1 protein-coding gene is annotated in these 2,769 nt (G+C 70.9%); it reads left to right on the top strand.

Going from position 1 to position 2,769, the window contains the following annotated elements:
• The coding region (locus tag B1964_RS17550) for a non-ribosomal peptide synthetase (RefSeq protein ID WP_139765778.1) at window positions 1–2,769 on the top strand (2,769 nt) is incomplete at both ends.

The following is a 2,769-nucleotide window of genomic DNA, read 5'->3' as shown; positions in this document are numbered from 1 at the left end:
CGAGGTCGACGACGCGGTGGCGGCGAAGTTCGAAGCCTTTGCCCGCGAACATGATGTGACGGCGTTCATGCTCTCTCACGCCGCGCTGGCCATCACCGTGGCGCGCCTGGCCGCCACCTCCGACGTGGTGATCGGGGCGCCGATCGCCGGGCGCACCGACGCCGCGCTCGCCGATCTGGTGGGGATGTTCGTCAACACCCTCGTGCTGCGCACCGACGTCGATCCGGCAGTGCCGATCGGCGACTTCGTGGCGGCGGTGCGCTCGACCGACGTCGAAGCCTTCGCCCACGCCGACGTGCAATTCGACGATCTCATCGACGAACTCGCCCCCGAGCGCTCGACCGCCTACCCACCGCTGGTGCAGATCGCGTTCACCCACGAATCGGCCGGCGCCCCCGCAGACGCCGAGGCCGAGGTTCAGGTGGCGGGGCTGGCCGCACGCCCGCTCGGACCGCTGAACGCGGTGGCCAAGTTCGATCTGACGGTCGGCGTCGCCGACCGGTCCGCCGATCGTCCGATGCGTGCCGACTTCCTCTACGCCACATCGCTGTTCGACGAGGACACCGTCGTCCGGTTCGCGCAGACCTGGCTCCAGGTCGTCACCACCATGGTCGCCGACCCCCGGCGCGCGGTCGGCGACATCGACGTCGTCGACGATGCCGCGCTCTCGGCGATGCGCCCCAGTCGTAATTCCACCGGCGTCCTCGAGCCGGCCGCCGACGGCGGGATCAGCACACCCCGACCGCTCGTCGACATCCTCGACGCGCGGGTGCTCGACCCGGCCTGTGATGCGGTGATCTGCGACGGTGAGGTGCTCTCGCACAGCGAGTTCGACGAGCGCACCCACCGGTTGGCGCGCGAGCTCATCGCGCGCGGTGTGCGCCCCGACGACGTGGTCGCCGTCGGCCTCGAACGCTCCGTCGATTCCGTCGTGGCAGTATTCGGCGTGATTCGTTCCGGAGCCGCCTACGTGCCCATCGATCCGGCCTACCCCCAGGACCGCATCGACTACATGATCGCCGATTCCGGTGTGCGCCTGGGCGTCACCAACGCGGCGACCCGACACCGCCTGGGTGCCGCCGGCGGCTGCGACTGGATCGATGTCGCGATCGCCACGGATCCCGCCCGCCCGGCAGCGCCGGTGACCGCAGCCGACCGTGCCGGCGAGATCGGCCCGGACACCCTGGCCTACCTCGTCTACACCTCCGGCTCCACCGGCCGACCCAAGGCCGTCGGCGTCGGCAACCGTGGCATCGCGACTCTCGTCGACGCTCTCCGGGAGATCACCGGAACCCCCGAACAGGCGCCCGACACCCGCGTCCTGCACGTCGCCTCACCGAGTTTCGACGCCTCCGTGCTGGAGATGATGTGGTCCGTCGCACTCGGACACACCCTGGTGGTGGCGCCCCCGACCGCCTACGCCGGGGAGGCCCTCGGCGCCGTCCTGAGCCGCGATCGGGTGACCGACACCCTGATCACCCCGACGGTGCTCGCGACCGTCCCGGTCGAACGCGGTCGCACGATCCGCAATCTGGTCACCGGCGGTGAGGCCTGCCCGCCGGAACTGGTGGCGCGCTGGGCGAATGGGCGCGGTGCCGACGGACGCGGGGCCGACGGACGCCGCATGTACAACTTCTACGGCCCGTCGGAGGCTACGGTCTGGTCGAGCACCGGCCGCTCCGAGGTGGGCCGACCGGTGACGATCGGCCATCCTGTCCGCGGATTCACCGCCTACGTCCTCGATGCGCGACTGCACCCCGTGCCGCGCGGGGTGGTGGGCGAGCTGTATCTGGGGACCAGCGATTCATTGGCCCGCGGCTACCTGGGACGGCCGGGCCTGACGGCAACGTCCTTCGTCGCCGACCCGTTCACCGGTATCCCAGGGCAGCGGATGTACGCCACCGGCGACCTGGTGCGTCTGCGCCGCGACGGGCAGATCGAATTCGCCGGGCGCGCCGACCATCAGGTCAAGATCAACGGGCAACGCATCGAACTCGGCGAGATCGAGTCCGTGCTCACCGATCTACCCGAGGTGGCCTCGGCGGTGGTCCTCGGAGTCGCCGACGACTCCGGGCGATCGCGGCTCGTGGCCTACCTGGTTCCCGACGACGGCGCCACCATCGACCCGGCGCGTATCGTCACCGCCGCCGGTGCACGGCTGGCCGGGCACATGATCCCGCACCAGGTGGTCGTCCTCGCGGAGTTGCCGCTCACCCCGGGAGGCAAACTCGACCGGGCCGCGCTGCCCGCGCCGGAGCCGGTATTCGAGGCCGCCGATCGCGTATCGCCGGCCACCGCCGCCGAGACCGCTCTCGCCGCGATCGTCGCCGGCCTCCTCGGTCGTGACGAGGTCGGCGTGACCGAATCGTTCTTCGCCCTCGGCGGCGACTCCATCATGTCCATCCAGCTCGCCTCGGCGGCCAAGGCCGCCGGACTGACGCTGACCCCACGAGACATCTTCGAACACAAGACTGTTCGGGCGATGGCCCGTGCAGCCACCGACGGTGCCACAGCGCTGCCGGTACTGGCCGACCCGCCCGGCGGACCCACCGGGCCGACCGAACTCGGCGCGATCATCTCGTGGATGGTCGACACCTCGCCCGTACCCGAGGACTTCGCCGACTTCAACCAGTCGATGGTGCTGGCGGCACCGAGGGAACTGTCGGTCGACGATCTCGCGACCATGCTGGCGGCGGTCTGCGCGGCGCACCCGATGCTCACGGCGCGACTGACCCGCGGCGCGGTCGGATGGGCGTTGACGACCGGCGA

Origin of the sequence: Gordonia sp. i37, from assembly GCF_002043085.1 — a bacterium.
Taxonomy (GTDB): Bacteria; Actinomycetota; Actinomycetes; order Mycobacteriales; family Mycobacteriaceae; genus Gordonia; species Gordonia polyisoprenivorans.
The sequence above is the reverse complement of the archived record's forward strand: the minus strand, read 5'-3'. Positions and strand labels throughout refer to the sequence as shown.